This window comes from Stenotrophomonas sp. YJH_SMC_138, assembly GCF_059369855.1.
Map to the genome: position 1 here is coordinate 120,950 of NZ_JCAFTB010000011.1, position 23,262 is coordinate 144,211.

The window sequence follows — 23,262 nt, forward strand, 5'->3', positions numbered from 1 at the left end:
CCCCCGACGCGACGTGCTGCTCTGGTAGAGGCCGGCCTTGGCCGGCACCGCTCCGTTACCCCTTCACGCACAGCACCTGGCGCAGGGTGTGCACCACCTCGACCAGGTCCAGCTGTGCGGCCATCACATCGTCGATCGACTTGTACGCGGCCGGTGACTCGTCCAGCACGCCGCTGTCCTTGCGGCATTCCACGTGCGCGGTGGCCTCGCGGTGCTGGGCCAGCGTGATCTGCTGGCGCGCCGTGCCACGGCTCATCACCCGGCCGGCACCGTGGCTGCAGCTGTGGAAGCTGTCGGCGTTGCCCTTGCCGCGCACGATGTAGCTGCGCGTGCCCATGCTGCCGGGAATGATGCCCAGCTCGCCTTCGCGCGCACTCACCGCCCCCTTCCGGGTCACCAGCAGTTCCTGGCCGTGGTGCGTCTCCTTCTGCACGTAGTTGTGGTGGCAGTTCACCGCCATCGCTGCCAGCTGGAACTTCGGCAAGCGGTGGCGCATCTCGGCCAGCACGCGCGACATCATCGCCTCGCGGTTCTGCTGGGCGTAGTCCTGCGCCCACGACACGGCTTCGACGTAGTCATCGAACAGCGGCTCGCCTTCCATGAAGAACGCCAGGTCCTTGTCCGGCAGGTGGAAGCCGAGCACGCGCCGGGCCAGTTCCTCGCGCGCCTTCTCGATGAAGTAGGTGCCGATCAGGTTGCCGGTGCCGCGCGATCCGCTGTGCAGCATCACCCACACCGTGTCCGTCTCGTCCAGGCACAGTTCGATGAAGTGGTTGCCACCACCCAGCGTACCCAGCTGGCGGTCGAGCTTGTCGGTGCGGATTCTGCGATGCCTGTCCTTGATCTTCTCCAGGCCGGCGGCCAGCCCGGACTGCACCAGCCGGGTGTGGATGCTGTCGGGCATGCGGTGATGCTCGCCGCCGCGTCCGTTGCCGACCGGAATGCTGCGCTCGATGCTGTTGCGCAGCTGCCGCAGGTCGTCGGGCAGGTCGTTGGCGCGCAGCGTGGTGCGTACCGCCGCCATGCCGCAGCCGATGTCGACGCCGACCGCGGCCGGGATGATCGCACCGCGGGTCGGGATCACCGAGCCGACGGTCGCGCCCTTGCCCAGGTGCACGTCCGGCATCACGGCCACCCACGGCCCGACGAACGGGATCGCGGCGATGTTGCGCAGCTGCTCATGCGCCTGCGCTTCCAGCGGCACACCGTTGACCCAGCCCTTGATCGGCGTGGTGCCCTCGGCGTGCAACCATTGATAGTTGTGTTGAGTGTCCATGTCTTCGTGTATGTCCTTGATGGGCCGGCGGCGCGTCCCTGCGCCGCCGCTACCCCCTACCTGATCGTCACCAGCTGCTTCAGCACGCCATCCAGGCCGCCGAACACGGTGAGCGTGTCGATCTTCTCGGTGACCTTCTCCAGTGCCTCCAGCTCCTTCAAGCGCATCAGCACCGGGTTGTCCTCGATCAGCTTTGCGGTGTTGAGCTGCGAACGCGTGGCGTTGGCCTCCTCGCGGCGACGGATCACGCTGGCCTGGGCCTGCTTCTCGGCCAGCACCACGCCATTGAGGATCTCCTTCATCTCGCCCGGCAGGATCACGTCCTTGATGCCCACGCCGAGCAGCCGCACGCCGTGGCCCTCGATCGCGGCCTGCACATGGGCGGCGATCTCGCCGTCCAGCGCCGCCTTGTCGCCCAGCAGCTCGTCCAGGCTGCGCGCGGCAATCGCCTGGCGCAGGCCGAACTGCAGCTGCCGGTAGACGAACTCATCGGCATTGCTGAGCGTGCGGTGTGCACGCACCGGGTCGATCACCTGCACGGTCGCGGCCAGGTTCACCCGCAGGGTCACCTTGTCGCGGCTGAGCAGCTCCTGGCCGGACACGTCCAGCGAACGTGCACGCAGTTCCACGCGCTCCACCGACACGTTGCCGTTGAAGTTCCAGAACGCGTGCAGGCCGGCGTCCAGCGTCTGCCGCAGCGTGCCATCGATGAACAGCAGGCCGACCGACTCGCTTGGCACGGTGCTGATCACCGCCACACGCGGCAGCACCCCCAGCTGGCCCAGGCGTTGCTGCACGTCCGCCGGGATGCGCGGCTCGTCACCCAGCGCCATCACGCGTACCTGGGTGTCAACCGAACCCCGCCAGTACAGGCGGCGGCTGCCCGGCGGCAGCACTTCATCGATGCGGCCGTTGCGCAGCAACAGGCCGACTTCGGTGGCGCTGACATTGGCCAGCACGAAGTGCGTGTCCAGCGTCGCGCCCAGTGCCTCGATCAGGCTGTCCTGGTCGCTGCCGGTATAGGCCGCGCCCTTCGATGCGGTGTGGATGTCCACGTGCGGGCGGCCGCCGAACGGCGACAGGCGGTGCACGCCCGGCAGCAGCATCTGCTGGAAACGACGGTTGCGATACACCAGGCCGCGCTCGCCGTCGCCGATCACGACCTTGATGGTCCAGAACATGGGAGTCTCTCCTTGTATGGCTCTGGTGGTTCGACCCGTTGCGGATGAATCGCCATGACCCGGGTCGATCAGGTCGTGGCGCGGCCGCCTGCACACCACGTGCAGGCAGCGGAAGAGGGCGGCCATCGGCGGACGGTCCGCGCGCGGAGCCTTCGGTGCGCCGGCAGTGCTGCCATCGCCGTTCCCGGCAGGCAGCACCGGGGCGGAACGTGGCTGGCAGTGGCGGCGGGCCGGGGCCCGGCGTGCGGTCCGTTGCCTTCCACGCCCCGCCCGAAGGCGATGGCGGTGGACGGCGACGATGGCCGCTGGGGCTTGCGCCCCGGGTGTTGCTTCAAGTCATGACGTGACAGGTCATGTGGTTTGGAGTGGGAGTCGAACCCACGACAGACGGAATCAGGATCCGTTGCTCTACCCTGCTGAGCTATCCAGTTGGGGACCGCGCGGAATCGAACCGCGTACCGGCGAACCGGCGCCTGCCTCCAGCAGGCGATCCAGGCGATGGCATGTCCGCGACCTCCGGCATACGCCACGGCAACGCCGCGCGCACCAGCCCGTGATGGAAACGGGACCGTTGGAGAATCGAGGGTGCAGGCCACCGACATTATCGACGAGCGATAATGTTTTGATGCGATGCAGATAATGTCCTGGCGCAGCCGATCGCGCGAAGTAAATCCTTCGGCGGGGCGGGAGAAACCTGGGTCAGTGAGCGGCGGGTTGCCGCGCGGGGTGCAGTTCTGGCATCGCGGGTCCTTGTGCCGACGCAAACGAAAACGCCCCCGGGACTTGCGTTCCGAGGGCGTCGTCAGGCCTCGGAGATCGGGGTGGCCGATCTCCGCAGGGCGGGTATCAGGCCGTTCTCAGCTGGTCTTCCTTGCCGAACGCGCGCGCCAGCCCGTCCATGCGCAGGCATGGCAGCAGTTTGGCGATGGCGACGGAATGCGCGTTCAAGGGAAGTTTCCAGTGGTTGTTGAAACGAGGTGCGCACGATAAACCACGATTTAGTCGCGTGCAACCATTTTGTTCAATTGTTTTCTTCGGCACGTGGGCAATGCCGGCCGGCGGCCGGCACTACCGGGCCTCACGCTTCGGCGCTGGCGGCGTCCAGCTGCGCGACATCCTGAACGCTCAGCGACACGTTGGCCGCTGCCAGCAGATCGTGCAGCTGTTCGACGCTGGTGGCGCTGACGATCGGCGCGGTGATCGACGGCCGCGCGATCTGCCATGCCAGTGCGATCTGTGCGGCGCTGGCACTGTGCTTGCTGGCCACGTCATCCAGCGCCTGCAGGATGCGCAGGCCGCGCGGGTTCAGATAGCGCTTCACCACCGTTTCGCCACGTGCCGGGCTCTTGGCCGCATCGGCCGGTGTGCGGTACTTGCCGCTGAGGAAGCCACTGGCCAGGGCGTAGTAGCCGATCACGCCGATCTGTTCGCGCTGCACCAGCGGTTCCAGCTCCTTCTCGTAGCCGGCACGGTCGTACAGGTTGTACTCCGGCTGCAGGGTTTCGTAACGCGGCAGCTTGTAGTCGGTGGACACCTTCAGCGCATCGGCCAGGCGCGTGGCGCTGTAGTTGGAGGCACCGATGGCGCGCACCTTGCCGGCTTCGATCAGGCGGCCGAACGCGGCCAGGGTCGCTTCCAGTGGCGTCGACTCATCATCCTCGTGGGCCTGGTACAGATCGATCACGTCGGTCTGCAGGCGGCGCAGCGAATCCTCGACCGCCGCATTGATGTTGTCCGGGGTCAGGCCGGGGCGTTCGGCCCATTTGGCCACCTTGGTCGCCAGCACCACCTTGTCGCGCTTTCCGCTGCGCGCGAACCATTTGCCGATCAGCGTTTCCGATTCGCCGCCGGTGTTGCCCGGCACCCAGGCCGAATACACATCGGCGGTGTCGACCAGGTTGAAGCCGGCGTCGACGAAGGCATCGAGCAGGGCGAAGCTGGCCTTCTCATCGGCGCTCCAGCCGAACACGTTGCCACCGAAGGCGAGCGGACGTACATGCAGGCCGGAACGGCCCAGTTCGCGGGTTGCCGTCATGGGCACGGACTCCTTGGGGGAAGTGCTCCAGAATAGAACGCGTAGTGTGACCGTGCTGCGGCGGCGACCACAAAACAGTGTTCCGCGATACGCACGCGGCTAACGTTTTGTGAACACCTGGGGCGCCGCGGCTGCTAGTCTCGCCGCATCTTCCGCTGGAGTCGCTCCGATGATGCCTGCTTCGTCCCTGCGTGGTTGCCGCCTGCTGCTTGCTTCGGCCCTGCTTGCCGCTGTTCCCGCGTTTGCCGCACCGGCCACGGTCGCGCCGACGAAGATCCAGGTGTCGCCGGCCATCGACGCGGCGGTGAAGGCGCCCACCCGCGATGCCAACAACGTCAAGCGCGACGGTTTCCGCCACCCGGCGCAGACGCTGTCGTTCTTCAAGGTGACGCCGGAAAAGACCGTCATCGAGATCACCCCCGGCAACGGCTGGTACTCGGAGATCCTGGCGCCGCTGCTGCACGACAAGGGCCACTACGTTGCTGCGGTGGTCGATCCGATGACGGTGCCCGAAGGCCGCGGCCGTGACTACCAGCAGCGCAGCCGCGACAGCCTGGAAAAGAAGTACGCCGCTGCACCGGCACAGTTCGGCAAGACTGCCGTGGTGGCCTACGATCCGGCCAAGCCGGTGTTCGGCCCGGCCGGTTCAGCCGATGTGGTGCTGACCTTCCGCAACGTGCACAACTGGCGCAAGGCCGGCCAGGCGCAGGGTATGTTCCAGGGCTTCTTCAACGTGCTCAAGCCGGGCGGCGTGCTGGGCGTGGTCGAGCACCGCGCCAAGGCCGACGTGGCCGACGACGATGACACCGGCTATGTCGGCCAGCAGCAGGTGATCGCGATGGCCGAGGCCGCCGGCTTCAAGCTGGACGCGCGCAGTGAGGTCAACGCCAACCCGCGCGACACCAAGGACCACCCGAACGGCGTGTGGACGCTGCCGCCGACCAACCAGCACGACAAGGCCGATGATGCGAAGTATCAGGCGATCGGCGAAAGCGACCGCATGACCCTGCGCTTCATCAAGCCGTAAGAGGGGTGCCGGGCTGGCGCATGCTGACTCTGTAGAGCCGAGCCCATGCTCGGCTGCTGTTGCGTTCCGCCGTGCTGTGCGCGATGAGCCGAGCATGGGCTCGGCTCTACAGCCGAGTGGCGCGTGGCGCGGCATGGGACAATGCGCCACCCGCTGACTGCCGTGCCCGCAATGCTGATCGCCTTCAACAAGCCCTTCAACGTGCTCTGCCAGTTCACCGACCGCAGCGTACCGCCGCGGCCGACGCTGGCCGGGTTCGGCCTGCCGCCGCGCGTGTATGCCGCCGGTCGCCTGGACCATGACAGCGAAGGCCTGCTGCTGCTGACGGATAACGGCACGCTGGCGCACACGTTGACCGACCCGAAGCACAAGGCCGACAAGACCTACTGGGTGCAGGTGGAAGGCACGCCCAGCGATGAGCAGCTGCAACGGTTGCGCGATGGGGTGGAGCTGAATGACGGGCCGACCTTGCCGGCGAAGATCGAGCGCCTCGATCCGGCGCCGTCGCTGTGGACACGCGATCCGCCGGTGCGCTTCCGCAAGACCGTGCCCGATGCCTGGCTGGCGATCACGATCCGCGAGGGCCGCAACCGCCAGGTGCGGCGGATGACCGCGGCAGTGAACCTGCCAACGCTGCGGCTGGTGCGGGTGGCGATGGGGCCCTACCGGCTGGACGACCTGCAGCCGGGGCAGTGGCGGCAGATCGGTTGAAACAGAAAGGGCCGGATACCTCGCGGCATCCGGCCCTCTCGTAGCTGGTAGGGTCAGAGCCCTTCCTGCGGAAGGGGTCTGACCCGGGCAGCTTCACGCGTCGCTGCCGATATCGCTGTGCTCGTCCACCACGGTGTCGTTGCGGCGGTCGCGTGCGTTGATGCGCTGCGCCTGCCCATTCACCACGTGGCCATTGGCAGCCTTCTTCTTCTGCTGCTTGCGGTACAGCGCATAGCCCAGCAGGCCGACGCCGACGGCAGCCGCGGCAATGGTCACGGCCGGGTTGCGGCGGGCGAACTTGGTGGCGACCTTGCCGCCGGTCTTCACTGCGCCGAGGGCGGCGCCGGTCTTGATCCAGTCCGCGTTGCGCAGGCTGCCACCGGCGCTCTTCAGGCCATCGCCGGCGGTGTGGGCCAGCTCCAGGGCGCGCTCCAGAGCGCGGTCGGTGATTACGGTCAGCTTGCTCATGCGGGGGTCCTTTGCCTCGGGTCGAAGTCCAGTGTCGCGTGTTGCCCGTAAACGGTATGTCAGTCGGGGACGCACGTGGTGTGACTTTACCGCAGCCATTCAGGATCAGGCAGGCTCCGCACCCGGTAGTGCCGGCCGCTGGCCGGCAATGCTCTCCGCCTGGTGCCAGAGGGCTGTCGGCCAGCGGCCGGCACTACCAATCAGGTTCCGCGCGGCTTGGCCCGGTGCGTGGCCGTCGCCGTCCACGGATCATCCGGCCATGGGTGGCGCGGGTAACGGCCCTTCATCTCCTTTTTCACTTCGGCGTAGGTGCTTTCCCAGAAGTTGCGCAGATCCTGGGTGACCTGCAGCGGGCGGCCGCCGGGGGAGAGCAGGTGCAGGGTCAGCGGCACGCGGCCATCGGCGATGCGCGGCGTGTCGGCCAGGCCGAACAGTTCCTGCAGCTTCACCGCCAGCACCGGCGGCAGCGGATCGCCGCTCTCGCTGTCCAGCGCATAGGTGATCGGCCGCTCCAGTCCGGACGGCACGGTGATGCGGGTCGGCGCATGACGCTCGACCAACTGCCGTTGTGACCACTCCAGTGGCGATTTCAGCGCCTCGCCGAAGCTGGATTCATCCAGCGCATCCAGTCGCGTCCTGCCGGCGAACGCGGGCTGCAGCCATTGTGCGCGCGTGGCCAGCAGGGCATCGTCGCTGCAGTCGGGCAGGCCGAGCTCGGGCATCCAGCGCCGCAGCGATTCCACCCGTGCCTGCCACTGGCGCAGGCCCTCGGTCCACGGCAGCGCCTGCAGGCCGAGCTCGGCCACCGCATCGGTCAGCGCCTGCGCGGCGTGCTGCGGATCGACCCGGCCGGCCGAGCGGCTGTCCAGCACGATCCGGTCGAAACGGGTCTCGCGCAGCGCCACCAGGGCGCGTCGCTCGCTGTCCCAGCGCACCACGTCTTCGGTGACGAAGCGCTCCGGCCATGCCTTGCGCAGCTGGCCTTCATCCACCGGTGCGGCACGCAGCAGCAGCGCATCGCGCGCCTCGAAGCGCAGTTCGCTGGCCACCAGCCACGGCTCACCGCGCAGGTCACTCAGTTCGTGCAGGCGCGCGCTGCGGCCATTGGCCAGCAGGTAGCGCAGCGGATCGCCGGGATGCTGGAAACCGATCCGGTCGGGAAAGGCGTGTGCAAGCAGATCGCCCAGTTCGTGCGCCTCGATGCTGGCCGGCGGCGCAGCCTCGCAGCGCAGGCGGCGACGCCACTGCTTGGCGGCGGCATCAATGGCGGCCAGCCCGCTGCGGTTGGCATCGCCCGGCGCGCGGCCAGTGCGGAACGCGGCCAGTGCGCGCCAGCGGGCCGCCAGCGCGTCACCGCCCTGGCGCAGCGGGTCGCGCGCTTCCAGCAGGGCGGCCAGATCGGCGGCCAGCGCCTGCGCGCGGGCATCGGGCGCTGCCAGCAGCATCGCCGCCATCCGCGGGTGCGTACCCAGCGCCAGTACACGGCGCCCGAGTGCGGTGATCGCGCCCGAGTCCGACAGTGCACCCAGGCGTTGCAGCAGTTCGCGCGCCGCACCCATCGGGCCGGCCGGTGGCGGGTCGAGGAAGCGCAGGTCGCTGCTGCCCCACGCGGCCAGTTCCAGCGCCAGTCCGGCCAGTTCCACCTGGTCGATCTCCGCGCGGCGCTGCGGCTCCAGCCGCTGCGACTGCGGCCACAGCCGCCAGGCCACGCCCTCGGCCACGCGACCGGCACGGCCCGCGCGCTGGTCGGCCGACGCCTGCGCGATGGCCACCACGTCCAGCCGGGTGAAGCCGCTGTTGGGGTCGTAGCGCGGCTCGCGCGCCTGGCCGCTGTCGATCACCACGCGTACGCCGGGCAGGGTCACCGACGACTCGGCCACGTTGGTCGCCAGCACCACGCGACGGCGGCCATCGCTGGCGGCCTGCAACACGCGCGCCTGTTGTTCGACCGGCAGCTCGCCATGCAGCGCCAGCACCTCGACGTTGCCATCGAGTGACTCCTGCAGGCCGGCCTGGACGCGCGCGATCTCGCGCTGGCCGGGCAGGAACACCAGCAGGTCACCGGGGTGCTCGGCCAGTGCCTGCTGCACCGCGCGGCGCACCTGCAGTTCCAGGGCTTCATCGCGGCGCGCCGGGAAGTGGCTGATCGCCACCGGATAACTGCGGCCCTCGCTGCTCAGCCGCGGCGCATCGAGGAAGCGTGCCAGCCGCTCGCCGTCCAGCGTGGCCGACATCACCACCAGGCGCAGGTCGTCGCGCAGCTGCGCCTGCACGTCCAGCGCCAGCGCCAGGCCCAGATCCCCACTGAGATGGCGCTCGTGGAATTCATCGAACAGGATCGCGCCGACGGTTTCCAGCATCGGGTCGTCCTGCAGCATCCGGGTCAGGATGCCCTCGGTGACCACCTCGATGCGGGTGCGCGCGGATACCTTGTTCTCGAAGCGGATGCGGTAGCCGACCGTGCCGCCGACCTCCTCACCCAGCTGCCGTGCCATGAACAGCGCCGCGCTGCGCGCGGCGACCCGGCGTGGTTCCAGCAGGATGATCTTGCGGCCCTGCAGCCACGGCGCGTCGAGCAGCGCCAGCGGCACCTGGGTGGTCTTGCCGGCACCGGGCGGGGCCTCCAGCACCAGCCGTGGTTGCACGGCCAGCTGCTGCTGGATCTGCGGCAGCAGCGGGGAAATCGGGAAGAGCGGGGCGTTCATATGCAAAGGATAAGGGGCCACGGCAGGCGCAGGTACAATGCGCGGGCACTTTTCCCCCGCGATGACCATGCACCTGATCGATATCGGCGCCAACCTGACCCACGACTCCTTCGACCGCGACCGCGATGCCGTGCTGGACCGCGCGCGCCAGGCCGGCGTGGTGCAGATGGTCATCACCGGTGCCAGCCGCGAGCACTCGCCACTGGCCCTGCAGTTGGCCCAGCAGCACCCCGGCTTCCTGTACGCCACCGCCGGCGTGCACCCGCACCACGCGGTGGAATACACCGAGGAATGCGATGCCGAAATGCGCGCGCTGCATGCCCACCCGGAAGTAGTGGCGGTGGGGGAGTGCGGGCTGGACTACTTCCGCGATTTCTCGCCGCGCCCGGCCCAGCACCGCGCGTTCGAGCGCCAGCTGCAGCTGGCCGCGGACAATGGCAAGCCCCTGTTCCTGCACCAGCGCGATGCGCATGCCGATTTCATGGCACAGATGAAGAACTTCGAAGGCCGCATCGGCCCGGCGGTGGTGCATTGCTTCACCGGTGAGCGTGACGAGCTGTTCGACTACCTGGACCAGGACTGGTACATCGGCATCACCGGCTGGCTGTGCGACGAGCGCCGTGGCGCGCACCTGCGCGAACTGGTGAAGAACATCCCGGCCAACCGCCTGATGATCGAGACCGACGCACCGTACCTGCTGCCGCGCACGCTGAAGCCGATGCCGAAGGACCGCCGCAACGAACCGATGTTTCTCTCGCACATCGTGGAAGAACTGGCGCGTGACCGTGGCGAGGACGTGGCAGTGACCGCCGCGAATGCAACGGCCGCGACGCGTACGTTCTTCCGCCTGCCCGGCGCAGGTTGATGGTAGTGCCGGCCGCTGGCCGGCAACACGGTTGATTGCCGGCCAGCGGCCGGCACTACCGGAGCAGGTCGCGCAGGCCCTCACGGTAGCTGGGGAACCGCGGCGCCCACGCCAGTGCTTCACGCGTGCCACGGCTGTCGATGCGCTTGTTGCTCTGGTAGAAGCGTCGCAGGGTCGGGCTGAGTGCAGGGTCGTCCCATGCCACGGCAGGTGGCATCGCAAACCCGCCCAGCTGCGCGGCGAAGGCCAGTACCTCCTGCGGCGGTGCCGGCTCGTCATCGGCCGGCAGATACAGGCCATCCACGCACGGCCGCTGCATCGACGCGATAACGACCGTCACCAGGTCATCCACGTGCAGCCGGTTGAATAGCAGCCCGGGACGCACTACGTGGCGGGCACGTCCCTGCGCCAGCTGCAGCAGCGCATTGCGCCCCGGCCCGTACAGGCCGGGCAGGCGGAACACTGCCGATGCGATGCCGCGTTCTCCTGCAAGCGCACGCCATTGCGCTTCGGCCCGCAGGCGCTGCACGCCGGCTGCTTCAGTGGCATCGGCTGCGCTGCGCTCGTCGACCCAGCCGCCGGCGCGGTCGGCATACACCGAGGTGGACGACAGATAGCCCACCCAGCGCAATGCCGGGCTGGCCAGCAGCGCGGGCAACAGCAGGCGCAGTGCAGGATCGCCATCGGCATCGGGTGGCACGCTGCACAGCACGGCCTCGGCCTGCGCGATCTCATCGAGCAGGGCGGGCGATGGCGTGGCATCAGCACCCAGCGGATGGCGACGCAGACCATCGCGTGGTGCCGATGCGGGATCGCGTACCGTGCCGGCGACGTGTGCGCCCAATGCCTGCAGATGTCGGGCCAGCGCACAGCCACTCCAGCCCAGCCCGAGGATCAGCACCCGCGAGGGCGATGCACTGGCGGCGGAGATGATGCTCACGCGCCGCGCAGTGCCTGGTAGGCCTGCAGGCTGCTGTAGGCGACCTGCAGCAGCAGGGCTTCCTGGTCGGCCTTGCGCGCGCGGGCCAGCATGTCGCCGACGATCTGTTCGGCCTCCACCTGTTGGCCGGCTTCCAGGTCACGCAGCATCGATGCCTTCAATGCCGAGCCGGCCTGGGTCAGGGTGCCGCGCGCGGTGTCCTGCGCGGCCTCGGGAACCGGTTCACCGGCGGCTTCGGCCACGGCCAGGCATTCGTCGTACAGGCCGCGCACGATCGCCTCGCCATCATCGGTGGCAACGATGGTGCCGATGTCGGCGCGCAGCAGGCAGGTCGCCGCCGCCAGCGCGGTCAGGAAGGTGTACTTGATCCATTGTTCCTGGCCGATGTGTTCGCTGGCCAGGTGATCAAGATGGGCCTGCGCGCAGACCGCAGCGAAGGCGCGCACGCGCGCCGAGGCCGCGCCGCTGTCGCGCTCGCCGAAGGTGAGCTTGGCCGGTTTGCCCAGGTGCAGCACCGCACCGTCGGGGGCCTTGGTGGCGCTGATGAAGCACAGGCCGCCAAGCACGGCGTCGCGGCCGAAGCGCGCGTCCAGTGCGTTGTAGTGATGCAGGCCGTTGAGGATCGGCAGCACGGTGGTGCCTGCGCCCACGGCCGGGGCAATGGCGTCGATCGAGCTGTCCAGGTCGTAGGCCTTGCAGCTGAGGATGATCAGGTCGAACGGCTTCTGCGCGGCCAATGCGGGCAGTGCATCAGCGGTGACATGCTGCACGGGGAAGCTGGCATCGCCGAGCGGGCTGCGGATGACCAGGCCGTCGCGATCCAGCTGGGCGGCGCGCGCGGGGCGCACGAGGAAGGTCACGTCCACACCGGCCTGGGCCAGGCGACCACCGAAGTAACCGCCGGTACCGCCGGCGCCGAGGATCAGGATGCGCATTGCACGTTCACCGTGTTCTGGGGAATCAGGATTTCGATTGTGCCGGAGATCGCGGCCAACGGCGGTGCCCCTCGTGGTGGTTCGCGGGAAGCACGGTTCAGTGGGGTTGGCCGGGTGCGGCCACCACGGAAAACAGATCAGGAGCGGAAGCGGGCCGCTCGCTGCGCGAGCGCGTGTAGAACCGCGCTCAGGGCAGCTGTTCGCTGAAGCCTTCGGTGTATCCCAATAGAAGCGCGGTGCGGGAGGACAGCGTTGCAGCCAGTTGTGACCAGGTGTCGTGCGTTCCGGCAGCGTAGACGCGCTGCAGGTCCGCGACCAGAGCGTCCGCTTCCGCAGGCGACGGCGCGCTGTCACGCTGGAAGCCCAGCCACGATGCGCCAAGCCCGAACAGGCGGTAGTCGTGGTGCTTTTGCAGGTGCCGGATCAGGGCGTGGTTCTGGAAGATGTTCCAGTCCGCGCTGAAGTAGCCGTTGGGCAGGGCGGCGATCAGCAGGTCGTCACGATCCACGGGCACCTGTTGCACGCAGACCACCTCGTCGACGATGAGATCCGGTGCGGCATTGGCCGCGACCAATGCCTCGATGTCTGCGTCATTGCACATCAGCGTGCCCGCCAGCGTGCTCCATTCCAGCCGATGCGTCGAATGCTCAAGCTGCGCGACCACATGCGCCAGCAACCGCCCGCGTGCCGCCAACGCATCGTCGGGGGTTGCCGGGTCTTCGTCCTCGTAGAGCGCGATGCGCGCGTCGTCTGATGCGTGCATGCTGGTGTAGCGGCACTGGCCGGCATCATCGAGCGTGCACAGGTAGCGATACCGGGGATCAGCCGCGTGCCGCGAGGCCAGGTATTCCAGCACCTCATCCAGCGTGGGTGAATCGCCCAGCAACGCATGGCTGAAGGCATCGATGGGGCCGTCCGACACGGCTTTGTCCAGCGCAATGGAAGTGATCTTCATCGCCACAGCCTAGCTGCAATTCCGAACGAGAAAAGCGGAACATCGGCTTTGCCGTGAAAGCTCCATCCACGCATGGCGTCGATCCATCGTGTCGACCAAGGTCGACACCTACCAGCAGCAGCGGAGAACGACATCCCGGCAGATCGCCGGAATTTGTCGAAGGCGGGGTGGGGCCGATTGCGGGGGTGTCCGCGGCATGGATGCCGCGGCCAAGCCCCCAGGGATGGGTTTACGGCGTCCCCCGCAATCGGACCCACCTCGCCAACCCAAGGAATGCCAGCTTTTGACGTTGCCGTTGAAGTTGACGTTGATTCGGCGGGTGCAGGGCCGCAGGCCCTGCAGGCCACCCTTAGCTGCGCATGCCCACGCCACGGCGCAGCAGCCACAGCGCCAGCGCCGTCAGCGCCACCACGAAGCCGATCATCAACCCATAGGCCACCGGCAGCGGCACATCGCTGCTGCCCAGCAGGCCATAGCGGAACGCATTGACCATGTAGAAGATCGGGTTCGCGTGCGTGGCCGCTTCGGCCCAGCCCGGCAGCAGCTTCACCGAATAGAACACGCCACCCAGGTAGGTCAGCGGGGTCAGGATGAAGGTCGGCACGATCGCCACGTCGTCGAACTTCTTCGCATACACCGCATTGATGAAACCGGCCAGCGAGAAGATCGTCGCGCCCAGGATCACCGTGGTCAGCATCACCAGCGGGTGCGGAATGCGCACCGGGGTGAAGAACATCGCGATGATCAGCACGATCACGCCCACCATCAGGCCGCGCAGCACGGCGCCGGCCACGTAGCCCCACAGGATCACCCAGTTCGGCATCGGGCTGACCAGCAGCTCTTCCACGTGGCGGCCGAACTTGGCACCGAAGAACGAGGAACTGATGTTGCCGTAGCTGTTCTGGATCACGCTCATCATCACCAGGCCCGGCACGATGAACTGCATGTACGTGTAGCCGCCCATGTCACCCACGCGCGATCCGATCAGGTTGCCGAAGATCAGGAAGTACAGGGTCATGGTGATCGCCGGCGGCACCAGGGTCTGGCCCCAGATGCGCATGATGCGGGCGACTTCGCGGCGCACGATGGTCATCAGTGCGATGCGGTTGCGCTGGCCGTCGGTCAGCTCGGTGGTGCTCATGCAGGCTTCTCCAGGTTGCCGGTGAGGCGCACGAACAGCTCCTCCAGGCGGTTGCTCTTGGTACGCATCGAACGCACGCGGATACCGGCCTCGTTGAGCGTGGCGAACACGCGGTTGAGGTCCATTGCGCGCGGCATGTCGATGTCCAGCGTGTGCGGGTCCGGCGCGGTCAGGGTCGCGCCCTCGATCACCGGCAGCTGCGCCGGCAGGTCACCGTCGATGTCCAGCAGGAAGCCCTCCACGTCCAGCTTGGCCAGCAGGGTGCGCATCGGCCCCTGCTCGACGATCTGGCCATGGTTGATGATCGCCAGGTGGCGGCACAGGTACTCGGCTTCTTCCAGATAGTGCGTGGTGAGGATGATCGTGGTGCCGGCAGCGTTGATCTCCTTCAGCACGCGCCACATGTCGCGGCGGATCTCGATGTCCACGCCGGCGGTCGGCTCATCCAGGATCAGCAGGCGTGGGCGGGTCATCATTGCGCGGGCGATCATCAGCCGGCGCTTCATGCCGCCGGACAGCGTGCGGCTCATCACCTGCGCCTTTTCCCACAGGTGGGCCCGCTTCAGTTCCTCTTCGGCGCGCTGCTCCGCTTCCTCGCGCGGCACGCCGTAGAAGCCGGCGTAGTTCACCAGGATGTCGAAGGGCTTTTCGAACAGGTTGAAGTTGATTTCCTGCGGCACCAGCCCGATCAGGCGCATGGTGGCGCTGCGGTTGCGCACCAGGTCGCTGCCGAACACCTCCACCTGGCCCTCGCTGAGGTTGACCAGGGAGCTGATGATGCCGATCAGGGTCGACTTGCCGGCACCGTTGGGGCCCAGCAGGGCGAAGAAGTCGCCCGGGGCCACTTCCAGGGAAACCCCCTTCAGGGCCTGGGTGCCGTTGTCGTAGGTCTTGCGCAGGTCGCGCACGCGCAGGGCGGGCGCCGTATCGTTCTGGGATGCCAAGCTCGAAGCCTTCGCGCCCATGGGCTGGCGCTGGAGAGGGGCGGGGAGGGGCTATTATAGAAGACCCCGAGGGCTTGCCCCGGCTACACACTGTCCCGAAAAGTCGTGCCTGTTCAATTCCCCCTCAAGCTGGTCGGCCGCCGCATGCTGGCCCCGACCGTCGGCCACTACCAGTTCGTGCGTGACGATGGGCAGCCGCTGGATTTCCAGCCCGGCCAGTTCATCCAGGTCCATTTCAGCTACGCCGATGGCACCGAAACCAAGCGCAGCTACTCGCTGGCGACCATTCATGACCACGCACTGGGCCCGGGCGAGGCGGTGGATATCGCGGTCAGCTTCGTGCCCGGTGGCGCCGCCACCGCGCTGTTCGAGGCGCTGGAGCACGGCGGCCAGATCAGTGCGTCCGGCCCCTACGGCCGCTTCTGCCTGAATCCCGGTGACCACAATGCCCGCTACCTGCTGATCGCCACCGGTACCGGCGTTACCCCGTACCGCTCGATGCTGCCGCTGCTGGAAAAGGCCATGGCCGAACGTGGTGCGCAGATCGTGCTGCTGCAGGGCGCGCGCAGCCCGGGCGAGCTGCTGTACAGCGAGGACTTCTACAGCTTCGCCGAAAAACACCCGAACTTCCGCTATGTTCCATGCCTGTCGCGCGAACTGCCCGCCGATCCGCATCCGGACGTGCAGCACGGTTACGTGCAGCAGGCGCTGGCCGGTTTCACGCCGGACCCGGCCACGGACATCGCCTACCTGTGCGGCAACCCGGACATGGTGGATGCCTGCGCCGAGCTGCTGAAGGCCGCCGGCCTGGGCAACCCGCAGATCCGCCGCGAGAAGTACGTCAGCAGCAAGTAAGTCCGGCTGGTGCCGGCCGCTGGCCGGCAACCCCACGAACCTGGTAGTGTCGGCCGCTGGCCGGCAACCCCACGAACCTGGTAGTGCCGGCCGCTGGCCGGCAACCCCACGAACCCCGGTAGTACCGGCCGCTGGCCGGCAACCCCACGAACCCCGGTAGTGCCGGCCGCTGGCCGGCAACCCTGGAAACCGGAGGCGACCCCACGCCGCCCCCGGTGCCCTGCCTTCAGTACTCGATCCAGGCATCACGCCAGGCAGAGCCGGTACCCGGGCGGTAGGCCTCTGCATTGATGTTGCACCAGGCGCCTTCCGGGAACGGGCGGCAGGCATACAGCTTGCCGTCGGTGCCCTTCACCACGGTCTGGCCCGGCGTGTAGCTGCCGATACCCGCGGGGTATACGAAGTCGTAGTCGTCAGCCGGCGGCGGATCGATCGGATCGACCGGATCCGGCACGCGGGTATCGAGCTGGAACAGGTGGCCTGGCTTCAGATAGACGCGGTTCCCGGTAGCCGAGGCGACGGGCGTGATCACGCCGTTCTTCATCACCCCCACGCGCGCCTGCTGCGCAGTGCCATTGACCTTGTGGGCCAGTGCCAGCGGCCACTGGTTCGCAGCGGTCTGGCCGGCGGCAAGGGTGATCTGCGGGCTTTCCAGATCGTTGCCCTGGGCGTTGAAGACCCGCAGGGTCAGGATGGTGCCCACGTCCAGCGCACCACGGGCAGTGACCGGACCCGCGTCCTGCCACTGCGGCGGCGGGGTCACACCACCGCCCCCCTCGAAGCGCACGTCTGCGCAGGTATAGAACGCCTCGCCCGAATCCGAGCGCTGCCAGGTGTTGTAGATGATGTGCTGGCCGCTGCGCTTGGGTAGCGGGCAGTCCAGCTTGTAGACGTCACCGGAGACCGGCACGTTGCCCAGCGTGCAGAATTCCTGCAGGTCGGCCCAGCGCAGCGGGCTGCCCGGTTGCCAGCCATCGCGGGTGACATAGAACTTCCACTCGCGGGTGGCATGCGGGGCCGGCGCCTTGAACTCGAACGTGTAGCGGCCACGGGCGTCGGCACGGATCGGCGAGGTCTGCCAGTCACTGCGGTTCAGATCCAGGCCGCGGTACTTGCTGTTGCCGCCGCTGCACAACTCGCCATCGGGCACGACGGCCTGGTGGTTGCCATGGGCCTCGGCCTGGTTGATCCCGGCCCAGTCATAGAACGGTTGCGCACCACCGATGGCCTTGGCGGCAGCGCAGGCGGGGTTGGTCGGATTCTCGGGATTGCCCTGGTAACAGGCATAGACACGGCTGGCGGGTGTGGACAGGGTGCCGTGGGCGAACGCGCTGCCAGAGGTGGCAATGCCTGCGATCACAGACAGCGCGATGACGGTCCGGTGTGACAGATGCATGGAGATCTCCTGTGGGTGGTGAAACCCCGCGAAGTCTCGACATCCCGCCCGCCCGCATCCATCGGATTACGTTGAAAAAAGCATCGCGTGGTTGCATATGGGAACGGCTTCACACTCACGCGCTGGCGCGTCTCACGCTATGCAGGGAACGGCGCTCTGCCACCGTTCCCTGTATCCGGTCTCAGTATGCAATCCACGCATCGCGCCAGGCCGCACCCACACCCGGCCGGTACGCCTCGGCGTTGACGTTGCACCATGCACCTTCCGGGAACGGGCGGCAGGCGTACAACTTGCCGTCGCTGCCCTTCACCACGGTCTGGCCCGGCACATAGCTGCCGATGCCCGCCGGGTACACGTGGTCGAAATCACCGCCCGGTGACGGTGTACCCGGGTCGGGCACCTGGGTATCGAGCTGGAAGCGGTTGCCGTCCTTCAGGTACACGCGGTTGTCGGTGGCTGAGGCGGTCGGCGTGATCACGCCATTGGCAAGCACGCCCACGCGCGCGTGCTGGGCACTGGCATTGACCTTGCGGGCGAGCACCAACGGCCACTGCGCGGGTGCGGTCTGGCCGCTGGCCAAGGTGGCCTCCACACGTTCGACGTCATTGCCGTTGGCGTTGAACACGCGCAGCGCCAGCGTCGTGCCAACCGGCAGCTCACTGCGTGCGGTGACCGGGCCGGCGTCCTGCCATTGCGGTGCCGGTGCGGTCCCTCCGCCTCCCTGGAAGCGCACGTCCATGCAGGTATAGAACGCCTCGGTCGAATCCGAGCGCTGCCAGGTGTTGTAGATCACATGCTGGCCGGTGCGCTGCGGCAACGTGCACTGAAGCTTGTAGGTGCCGTCGGCCGACAGCGGCGTATTGCCCAGCGTGCAGAACTCCTGCAGGTCGGCCCAGCGCAGCGGGCTTCCCGGCTGCCAGCCTTCGCGGGTGACGAAGAAGCGCCAGTCGCGCGTGGCGTGTGGTGCGGTCGCCTTGAACACGAAAGTGAACTTGCCATTGGCATCGGCCTGGATCGGCGTGGTCTGCCAGTCACTGCGGTTCACGTCCAGGCCGCGGAAGGTCGGGTTGTTGCCGCTGCACAGCTTCCCGTCGGGCACCACGGCCTGATGGTTGCCGTTGGCGTTGGCCTGGTTGATGCCGTTCCAGTCGTAGAACGCCTGTGAACCGCCAATCGCTTTTGCAGCGGCACAGGCCGGGTTGGTCGGGTTCTCGGGATTGCCCTGGAAGCAGGCATAGACGCGGCTGACCGGCGTGGTCATCGTGCCGTGGGCGAACGCGTTGCCGGCCAGGCACAGGCCCGCAGCGGCGAACGAGGTGGCGAGCAACAGCGGCGTGGATCGGAATGACATGGCGCATCCTTGTGGTCGTCGAAAGGGAACGGTGACCGCAGGAGCTGCGCTGCGCGGCGGACTTTCGGCGGCACCACGGCGAGTATCGAGTCGCACTGCAGGGGACGGAACCATCGCAGTGCCGATCCGTGACTGCGCATGTGAAGCCCTTCCCGCAGGCTTCACGCAGGGCTGAACGGATGCGCTGGACGTCACGTGACCGGCGTGGCATCGATCACGTCATGGAGATCACGCGACGCAGTCCCGGTACCCACCCGATCTGCCTGGCACGAGAAACAGCCATGCGCCGCGTTGTGCAGCTGCACGAACGCCACCGACGGGTCGGCAAACAGTGCATCCAGGTGGTCGGCCACCTCGGTGCCCGCGCAGACCTGGGCACCGCACATCAGCGCGGCGTGGTCATAGGCACGCATCGAGATCATCCGGCGCTGCACATACGGGGGCACCTCGCCCGGCGGCAGGACGCAACGGGTCACGCCGCGCTGCACGAAGATCGGGCCGGCGGCGCGGTACGGCGAATGCAGCGGCAGGTGGACGTGGGACAGCAGGAGCAGCTCGCTGCCAGGCGCGGGGTCGCTCAGGCTGATCCGGCAGGGATGTCCGCCGTTGGCGCCGGCCCAGCGACGCTGGATGCCGAGCGTGGCGAGCGCGCTGTCGCTCATCTCGAACAGGTGCAGGAAAGGGCGGTGGTCGATGCCGCCTAGGTACCACGCGTGCATGGGCGTCTCCTTGGGTTTTCCGCGGATTGTGCGCATGCGCCGGTCGCCGTGCTCGCCGTTTTCAGACCCCGCATCGCCGTCGGGCCGGAACACTGGCCCCTTGGGGTGCTGCTGGCCGCCGCCGATGCCGCCCTGCACGGGCCAAGGCCGAGCGCGGGACTGCCAGGTCTGCGCGCCGTCGGCGGCGGATTCGTCATTGCCCATCGCCGTCGGCGCGCTGCGCGTGTAAGTTGGGTCACATCTTCCGCGGCAGCCCGTCGTGGTCGACAGGAACGTCCTCCAGGGGAAACGAGCACGATGCAAAGACACCACCTCGCGCTGGCCGGGATGCTGGCCAGCCTGATGCTTGCCGGGTGCAGCCAACCGCCGCCGGCCGCCGCCGGAAGCGCCAGCGATGCACCCAGCCGCCGCTTCGGCACGATCGACTTCCAGCCCTGCACGTTGTCCACCGAAGGCGCCAGCGCCAACGTGGAGGCGCAGTGCGCCACCCTGCAGGTGCCGGAGAACCGGGCCCAGCCCGATGGCCGCCGGATCGGCCTGCGCATCGCCTGGCTGGAATCGGGCAGCAGCGGCGCCAGCCAGCCCGACCCGGTGTTCTTCCTAGCCGGCGGCCCCGGCCAGGCGGCCAGCGAGGTGGCGGTCATCGTCGATACCGCACTGCGCCAGGTGCGCAAGCAGCGCGACGTGTTCCTGATCGACCAGCGCGGCACCGGCGGCTCCAACCCGCTCAGCTGCCTGGGCGCGGACGGCAAGCCGCTGCAGATGGACGAGGATGCCGCGCCTTCCGAGGCATCGCTGCGCGACTACGCCCAGCGCTGCGCCGCATCGCTGCAGGGGCGTGCCGATGCGCGCTTCTACACCACCACCGAGGCGATCGCCGATCTGGATGCGGTGCGTGCGGCGCTCGGTGTGGACCAGCTGAACCTGGTTGGCGGCTCCTACGGTACCCGCGTGGCCCAGCGCTATGCCGGGGCCTATCCGCAGCACACCCGCAGCATCGTCATCGATGGCGTGGTACCGAACGAGCTGGTGGTCGGTGGCGACTTCGCGACCACCTTCGAGGATGCGATCGCCCTGCAGTCGGCGCAGTGCCGCAAGGATGCCGCGTGCAGCAAGCGTTTCCCGACCGACACCCGCGCGCAGCTGCGCAGCGTGGTCGACACCCTGCGCCGTGCACCGGTCTCGGTCGAGTATCGCGACCCGGGTACCAACGCACCGCGGCAGGATGTCCTGACGCCGGACAGCGTGGTCGGCCTGGCCTTCGCCTTCTCCTACGTGCCGCAGTATTCCTCGCTGCTGCCATTGGTGCTGGATGAAGCCGCACACGGGCGCTATGCCCCGTTGGCATCGCTGGCGCGCGGCGCGAACCGCAGCATGGATTTCCAGATCAACCGCGGCATGCAGTGGTCGGTGATCTGCAGCGAGGATGCGCCGCGCTACCACGCGCCGGCCGAGGACCCCGAGCGGCTGTTCGGCAACGAAGTGGCCAGCGCCTTCTTCGCCGCCTGCCCGGTGTGGCCGCACCGTCCGGCGCCGGCAACCGATGCCGTGCCGCTGCGCAGCGACGTGCCGGCACTGCTGCTGTCCGGTGAGCTGGACCCGGTGACCCCCCCGCGCTACGCCGCACAGGTGCTCAAGGGCCTGCCCAATGGCCGTGCGCTGGTCGCCCGTGGCCAGGGCCATGGCACGTTGACCGCCGGCTGCATGCCGCGGCTGCTCGGCCAGTTCATCGACAAGACCGATGCCAAGGCGCTGGATGCCGGCTGCCTGGACACGCTGAGCTACGTGCCGGCGTTCACCTCGTTCAACGGATGGGAACCATGATCGTCGCCGACAACCTGCACAAGGCCTTCGATACCCGCACGGGCCGCATCCAGGCGGTCGCCAACGTCGGCTTCCGCGCCGGCGATGGGCAGATCACCGGCCTGCTCGGCCCCAACGGTGCCGGCAAGACCACCACCATGCGCATGCTCTACACGCTGATGACCCCGGACCAGGGCAGCATCAGCGTCGATGGCATCGATGCCGCCGGCAATCCGGTGGAGGTACGTCGCCACCTGGGCGTACTGCCCGATGCGCGCGGCGTCTACAAGCGTCTGACCGCGCGCGAGAACATCGCCTACTTCGGCGAGCTGCATGGCCTGTCGGCCGAGCGCATCCGCGAACGCATCGAGGTGCTGTCGCACGCGCTGGACATGGGCGACATCCTCGACCGGCAGACCGATGGCTTCTCGCAGGGCCAGCGCACCAAGACCGCGATTGCCCGCGCGCTGGTGCACGATCCGCGCAACGTCATCCTCGACGAACCGACCAACGGCCTGGACGTGATGACCACGCGCGCGCTGCGCCGCTTCCTGCTGGGCCTGCGCGAAGAGGGTCGCTGCGTGATCCTGTCCAGCCACATCATGCAGGAGGTGGGCGCGTTGTGTGACCACATCGTGATCATCGCCAAGGGCACGGTGATGGCCGCGGGCAGCGCCGATGATCTGCGTGCGCAGGCCGGTGAAGCCAACCTTGAGGACGCGTTCGTGAAACTGATCGGCAGCGAAGAGGGCCTGCACGCATGAGCATGATGTCGACCCTGATGACGGTGATGCGCAAGGAACTGCGCGACCTGTCGCGTGACCGCCGCACGCTGCTGCTGACCCTGCTGTTCGGGCCGCTGCTGTACCCGGTGCTGCTGCTGGGCATGGGCAAGCTGGCCGAGAGCCGGGTGCGCACCCAGATCGAGGAGCCGTTGCAGATCCCGACGATCGGCGCGGAGAACGCGCCGAACCTGGTGCGCTTCCTCGCCGCACAGGGCCTCAATGCCGCACCGGCGCCGAAGGACCTGGCCGAGGCCATCCGCAGCCAGGATATCGATGTGGCGCTGCGCATCAGCGGGGACTTCGGCAAGGACTGGGCCGAGGGCAAGCCGGCGCTGGTGGAGGTGATCAAGGACAGCACGCGTCGCGCGGCCGAGGTACCCAGTGCACGCCTGGAGGCGGCGCTGGCCACCTACAACGGCCAGGTCGGTGCCTTGCGCCTGATGGCACGCGGCATCGATGCACAGGTGGCACGCCCGCTGGACGTGGCGCGCCAGGACCTGGCCAGTGCCGAGGCCAAGCGCGGCATGATCCTGTCGATGCTGCTGCCGGTACTGCTGACGCTGACCTCGTTCATCGGGGGTGCCTACCTGGTGATGGACGCCACCGCCGGCGAGCGCGAGCGGCAGTCGCTGGAACCCCTGCTGGCCACGCCGGGCTCGCGCAGCGCGATCGTCAGCGGCAAGATCGCCGCCGCCTGCGTGGTCGGTTTCGTGTCGCTGCTGCTGACCCTGGTCGCGTTCAAGGTGAGCGCGCAGATCGCACCCGGCAACATCGGCCGCCAGTTCAACATGAACGTCGGCTCGATGCTGCAGATGCTGCTGGTGATGCTGCCGATGCTGCTGATCGGCACCTCGCTGCTGACCTTCCTGTCGGCCGCGGCCAAGAGCATGAAGGAAGCACAAAGCCACATGACCTGGCTGATGCTGCTGCCGATGCTGCCCGGCTACGCACTGGTGGCCTATCCGCTGAAGAGCGAACTGTGGCAGTACGCCGTGCCGTTCCTGTCGCAGAACCAGATGCTGCTGAAGGTGATCCGCCACGAGACCATCACCCCGACGGTCTGGGCGATCTACCTTGGTGCCAGCCTCGGCCTGGCCGCCGTGCTGTGGTTCGCCGCCGTGCGCCGCTACCACAACGAGCGCCTGGCCATCTCCGGCTGACCCCAAAAAG

General features: G+C 68.0%; 20 protein-coding genes and 1 tRNA gene. 7 read left to right on the forward strand and 14 right to left on the reverse strand.

The annotated features are described in order from the left end of the window. Positions 1 to 55: 55 nt before the first annotated feature. From AC5P7I_RS19480 to AC5P7I_RS19495, 4 genes are all read right to left on the reverse strand, one after another. Positions 56 to 1,276, reverse strand: a complete 1,221-nt coding sequence (locus AC5P7I_RS19480; protein WP_262087768.1) for an RtcB family protein — start codon at positions 1,274 to 1,276, stop codon at positions 56 to 58. 56 nt (positions 1,277 to 1,332) lie between these two features. Further along, complete coding sequence (locus AC5P7I_RS19485; protein WP_014648820.1) at positions 1,333 to 2,457, reverse strand: slipin family protein; 1,125 nt, start codon at positions 2,455 to 2,457, stop codon at positions 1,333 to 1,335. 356 nt (positions 2,458 to 2,813) lie between these two features. After that, a tRNA-Gln gene (locus AC5P7I_RS19490) sits at positions 2,814 to 2,886 on the reverse strand. Positions 2,887 to 3,535: 649 nt separating this feature from the next. Beyond that, complete coding sequence (locus AC5P7I_RS19495) at positions 3,536 to 4,492, reverse strand: aldo/keto reductase (protein WP_046433152.1); 957 nt, start codon at positions 4,490 to 4,492, stop codon at positions 3,536 to 3,538. Between the two features lie 169 nt (positions 4,493 to 4,661). Here AC5P7I_RS19495 and AC5P7I_RS19500 point away from each other — a divergent pair, with 169 nt between their 5' ends. Further along, complete coding sequence (locus AC5P7I_RS19500; RefSeq protein ID WP_262087769.1) at positions 4,662 to 5,519, forward strand: class I SAM-dependent methyltransferase; 858 nt, start codon at positions 4,662 to 4,664, stop codon at positions 5,517 to 5,519. A 171-nt stretch (positions 5,520 to 5,690) separates the two neighbouring features. After that, positions 5,691 to 6,230: a pseudouridine synthase gene (locus AC5P7I_RS19505; RefSeq protein WP_014648817.1), complete on the forward strand. Its 540-nt coding sequence runs from the start codon at positions 5,691 to 5,693 to the stop codon at positions 6,228 to 6,230. Between the two features lie 93 nt (positions 6,231 to 6,323). Here AC5P7I_RS19505 and AC5P7I_RS19510 read toward each other — a convergent pair whose 3' ends face one another. Together AC5P7I_RS19510 and hrpB are read right to left on the reverse strand one after the other, a co-directional pair. Then, positions 6,324 to 6,698: a hypothetical protein gene (locus AC5P7I_RS19510; RefSeq protein ID WP_005411574.1), complete on the reverse strand. Its 375-nt coding sequence runs from the start codon at positions 6,696 to 6,698 to the stop codon at positions 6,324 to 6,326. A gap of 200 nt (positions 6,699 to 6,898) precedes the next feature. Next, the gene (hrpB, locus tag AC5P7I_RS19515; RefSeq protein WP_262087770.1) at positions 6,899 to 9,403 is read right to left on the reverse strand and encodes an ATP-dependent helicase HrpB; all 2,505 of its coding nucleotides are present in this window, start codon (positions 9,401 to 9,403) and stop codon (positions 6,899 to 6,901) included. Between the two features lie 67 nt (positions 9,404 to 9,470). Between hrpB and AC5P7I_RS19520 the strand changes: the two genes are divergently transcribed. After that, positions 9,471 to 10,268 (forward strand): TatD family hydrolase, encoded by a 798-nt coding sequence (locus tag AC5P7I_RS19520; RefSeq protein ID WP_046433165.1) that lies wholly within the window; start codon positions 9,471 to 9,473, stop codon positions 10,266 to 10,268. A gap of 55 nt (positions 10,269 to 10,323) precedes the next feature. Here AC5P7I_RS19520 and AC5P7I_RS19525 read toward each other — a convergent pair whose 3' ends face one another. The 5 genes from AC5P7I_RS19525 to AC5P7I_RS19545 all read right to left on the reverse strand — a co-directional run bounded on the left by AC5P7I_RS19525 (position 10,324) and on the right by AC5P7I_RS19545 (position 15,204). Beyond that, positions 10,324 to 11,208, reverse strand: coding sequence for a Rossmann-fold NAD(P)-binding domain-containing protein (locus AC5P7I_RS19525; RefSeq protein ID WP_262087771.1), 885 nt, complete (start codon positions 11,206 to 11,208; stop codon positions 10,324 to 10,326). Continuing rightward, a complete protein-coding gene (gene panE, locus AC5P7I_RS19530) occupies positions 11,205 to 12,143 on the reverse strand; it encodes a 2-dehydropantoate 2-reductase (RefSeq protein WP_262087772.1) in 939 nt (312 codons plus the stop codon). The genes AC5P7I_RS19525 and panE overlap by 4 nt, the downstream gene beginning before the upstream one ends. Before the next feature lie 187 nt (positions 12,144 to 12,330). Continuing rightward, positions 12,331 to 13,098, reverse strand: coding sequence for a hypothetical protein (locus AC5P7I_RS19535; protein ID WP_262087773.1), 768 nt, complete (start codon positions 13,096 to 13,098; stop codon positions 12,331 to 12,333). Positions 13,099 to 13,447: 349 nt separating this feature from the next. Next, a complete protein-coding gene (locus AC5P7I_RS19540; RefSeq protein WP_014038898.1) occupies positions 13,448 to 14,239 on the reverse strand; it encodes an ABC transporter permease in 792 nt (263 codons plus the stop codon). Beyond that, positions 14,236 to 15,204: an ABC transporter ATP-binding protein gene (locus AC5P7I_RS19545; RefSeq protein WP_005411567.1), complete on the reverse strand. Its 969-nt coding sequence runs from the start codon at positions 15,202 to 15,204 to the stop codon at positions 14,236 to 14,238. Before AC5P7I_RS19545 ends, AC5P7I_RS19540 begins: the two co-directional genes overlap by 4 nt. A gap of 84 nt (positions 15,205 to 15,288) precedes the next feature. On the opposite strand from AC5P7I_RS19545, the gene AC5P7I_RS19550 reads away from it, so the two are divergent. Further along, positions 15,289 to 16,038, forward strand: a complete 750-nt coding sequence (locus AC5P7I_RS19550; protein WP_014648809.1) for a ferredoxin--NADP reductase — start codon at positions 15,289 to 15,291, stop codon at positions 16,036 to 16,038. 226 nt (positions 16,039 to 16,264) lie between these two features. Here AC5P7I_RS19550 and AC5P7I_RS19555 read toward each other — a convergent pair whose 3' ends face one another. The 3 genes from AC5P7I_RS19555 to AC5P7I_RS19565 all read right to left on the reverse strand — a co-directional run bounded on the left by AC5P7I_RS19555 (position 16,265) and on the right by AC5P7I_RS19565 (position 19,504). Next, positions 16,265 to 17,434, reverse strand: a complete 1,170-nt coding sequence (locus AC5P7I_RS19555) for a lytic polysaccharide monooxygenase (protein ID WP_262087775.1) — start codon at positions 17,432 to 17,434, stop codon at positions 16,265 to 16,267. A 181-nt stretch (positions 17,435 to 17,615) separates the two neighbouring features. Next, entirely contained in the window at positions 17,616 to 18,785 is a 1,170-nt protein-coding gene (locus tag AC5P7I_RS19560) for a lytic polysaccharide monooxygenase (protein WP_032959046.1), read from the reverse strand. A gap of 191 nt (positions 18,786 to 18,976) precedes the next feature. Further along, positions 18,977 to 19,504: a DUF1203 domain-containing protein gene (locus AC5P7I_RS19565; protein ID WP_041863955.1), complete on the reverse strand. Its 528-nt coding sequence runs from the start codon at positions 19,502 to 19,504 to the stop codon at positions 18,977 to 18,979. A 297-nt stretch (positions 19,505 to 19,801) separates the two neighbouring features. Here AC5P7I_RS19565 and AC5P7I_RS19570 point away from each other — a divergent pair, with 297 nt between their 5' ends. The 3 genes from AC5P7I_RS19570 to AC5P7I_RS19580 are packed head-to-tail and all read left to right on the forward strand — an operon-like array spanning position 19,802 to position 23,252. Then, on the forward strand, positions 19,802 to 21,328 hold the full coding sequence (locus AC5P7I_RS19570; RefSeq protein WP_041863953.1) for an alpha/beta hydrolase: 1,527 nt from the start codon (positions 19,802 to 19,804) through the stop codon (positions 21,326 to 21,328). Beyond that, entirely contained in the window at positions 21,325 to 22,071 is a 747-nt protein-coding gene (locus AC5P7I_RS19575) for an ABC transporter ATP-binding protein (protein WP_046433110.1), read from the forward strand. Before AC5P7I_RS19570 ends, AC5P7I_RS19575 begins: the two co-directional genes overlap by 4 nt. After that, positions 22,068 to 23,252 carry an ABC transporter permease gene (locus AC5P7I_RS19580; protein WP_126411496.1) on the forward strand — a complete coding sequence of 395 codons (1,185 nt, stop codon included), beginning with the start codon at positions 22,068 to 22,070 and terminating at the stop codon, positions 23,250 to 23,252. Before AC5P7I_RS19575 ends, AC5P7I_RS19580 begins: the two co-directional genes overlap by 4 nt. The last annotated feature ends 10 nt before the right edge of the window (positions 23,253 to 23,262 follow it).